The organism is Pseudomonas sp. NFACC46-3 (genome assembly GCF_900114515.1).
Taxonomy (GTDB): Bacteria; Pseudomonadota; Gammaproteobacteria; order Pseudomonadales; family Pseudomonadaceae; genus Aquipseudomonas; species Aquipseudomonas fluorescens_Q.
In genome coordinates this window covers 1-2,261 of record NZ_FOTH01000076.1, presented here as the reverse complement: position 1 = coordinate 2,261, position 2,261 = coordinate 1, and the positions used below count along the sequence as shown (strand labels likewise).

The following is a 2,261-nucleotide window of genomic DNA, read 5'->3' as shown; positions in this document are numbered from 1 at the left end:
AAAATGGTCTGCGGAGCCCACATCAAGAGCGGCAGCCCGAATACGTTCATCGGTGGGCCGACGGTGTCGGTGGCGTTTGTCCTGGATCTTGAAGGGTGGATGCACACTGGGCTGGAAGTGTTGGGGTTGTTGGCGGCAGGTGCTGCGCTGGTCATGGCCGCCATGGCGGGTATCGCCGTGCTCGTCGAGTTCGTGGTGGTGGGCGGGCTGATCGTAGGGGGGATGGAGCTTCTCGGTGATTTAGGTGACCGCCTGGGGCCTGGCTATCGGGACCTGCTGCAAGGGGTCGCCGGCATGGCCATGCTGGGGCTGAGTCCGAAGATGGCGAAGGCGGCCAAGCCTGCCGAACTGCCGCCGCCCAAGTACAAGCCTGGCGTGACCGAGGCCGATATCCTGGCCATGCCGAAGGGGTCGCGACCCGACGCCGACACGTACCTGTCACCGCAGTATGTGAAAGAACACTTGGCCCAGTTCGAGAACGGTGCCTCGCGTTTCACCACCAAGGCCAACCTGGACAAGTACGGCATCGCCCAGCGCGACGGCACGACGTTCCTGATGCCCAAGGCTGAAGCCGATCAATTGATTGCCAATGCCAAGGGCGACAAGCGCGCATTGGAGAAGGCCCTTGGGCTACCAGAAAATACCCTGGAAAGTAGTACTCTGGTGCGGGTCGATATCCCCGCGCCTAAAGACATGAACCTGCGGATTCCTTCAGGTAACGAGGCCGGCGCCAACGAATTCTGGATCCCTGGCGGCAAGCTGCCGACCGGTGCCAGCGAGGCGGTCATCGATGCCGGGGGCATTTTGCCTAAAGACTTCAGTTGGACGCCATTATGACGGTAGAGGTAGGCAAATCATGAAATTTCAAGATGTTCTGGTCAGTCGCGAACACATGTTCTGCGTGGGTATCGAACAGGATTCGGGTCGATTCTATGTCTCCATACCGGTGAGCAACGGCATGGCCGACTACGAGGAATATTATGAAATCAATCAGGCGACCTTCGAGCTGTTCAAGCGTGACCCGGATGCGGCGCTGCCTTTTGTGGCGCGTTGCAGGAAGCGTGAGCTGGACGAGCTATTGATTGTCCAACCGGGAACGAACCGCGGCACCGCCATCTGATCGTCGAAGGGCAGGGGGAACGGTGGGAATTGAATTGAGTGCCTTCGCCAGTCGGGATGTGTTCCTGGACTACGCCTACGAAGCGGTCACCTTCCGTTGGGACCCTCGCACCGGGACCGTATTCAGGAAGTTTTACGGTGCTGCCGAAAGCGAACAATCGGTTCCCGCGGACAATAGGCTGTACAACGACGCCGTCTTGTATGGTCGCGAGATTTCCAAAGAACAATACGCGAAGGGCTTTGATCGCCAATGAGCATTCTGGACGCTGCAATCGCCCTGGCTTCAAGGGTCCACGCGGGCCAGGTGGATAAGGCCGGCAAGCCCTACATCCTCCACCCGTTGCGCCTGATGATGAAGTTCGACGGGCTTGAAGAGCAACTGGTCAGCCTGTTGCATGATGTGGTCGAAGACGGCGATGTCACGCTGGATGAGCTGCGCGGGCTTGGCATTCCCGAGGTTGTGGTGACGGCTATCGACTGCTTGACCAAGCGCAAGGGCGAGTCCTATGAACAATTCATCGCCCGGATTCGGCCCAATCCACTGGCGACCAAAGTGAAAATAGCGGACATCCACGACAATCTTGACCTCACTCGGCTGCCCGTCGTGCGAGACAAGGACCTGGAACGCGCCGCGAAATATCATCGGGCATTGCGTTACCTGCAAGAGCAATGAATCATGTCGCCGCCGTCTGCTCGTTGAAGGACAACGCGGCAAGACCGGCGCTGCGTTCGCTCTGACCGTGCCCAGCGATCTCTGGTCATCGATAACTCTCCTGTGCAGTCATACAACCAGTAAGTTGGATTTTCGCAATGGATGCACAGGCTGCAGCACGTCTGGGTGATGAAATAGCCCATGGCTTCGGGTTGGCCGCGATGGTCGCCGGTGCCGTGGCCGGTGCCTTGATAGGCGCCGCGGTCGTAGCCGCGACGGTTGCCACGGGCGGCGTGGCGCTGGCGATCATGGCCGGCTCGATTGCCGCCGGCGGCTTGTCGATGTTCCAGATCGTCAAAGGCCTGTCGACCATCTTCAACCTGCCCGAGCCCACCACGGGGGCGTTGATAATGGGCAGCTTCAACGTCTACATCAACAGCCGCAATGCCATGCGGGCGGGTGAAGACACTTCATCTTCCTGCACCGGGCT

General features: G+C 59.4%; 4 protein-coding genes and 1 pseudogene. All 5 read left to right on the top strand.

What is annotated here, in order from left to right; all coding sequences use genetic code 11:
• Positions 1-837, top strand: an 837-nt coding sequence (locus BM300_RS29775; protein WP_092464717.1) for a PAAR domain-containing protein, incomplete at its 5' end; no start/stop codon positions are given.
• Between the two features lie 19 nt (positions 838-856).
• Positions 857-1,120, top strand: a complete 264-nt coding sequence (locus BM300_RS29770) for a hypothetical protein (RefSeq protein ID WP_092151234.1) — start codon at positions 857-859, stop codon at positions 1,118-1,120.
• A gap of 22 nt (positions 1,121-1,142) precedes the next feature.
• Positions 1,143-1,373, top strand: coding sequence for a hypothetical protein (locus BM300_RS29765; RefSeq protein ID WP_092151237.1), 231 nt, complete (start codon positions 1,143-1,145; stop codon positions 1,371-1,373).
• Positions 1,370-1,792, top strand: a complete 423-nt coding sequence (locus BM300_RS29760; protein ID WP_092151240.1) for a GTP pyrophosphokinase — start codon at positions 1,370-1,372, stop codon at positions 1,790-1,792. Before BM300_RS29765 ends, BM300_RS29760 begins: the two co-directional genes overlap by 4 nt.
• A gap of 137 nt (positions 1,793-1,929) precedes the next feature.
• Positions 1,930-2,261, top strand: a pseudogene (locus BM300_RS29755) (hypothetical protein); the annotation flags it as partial.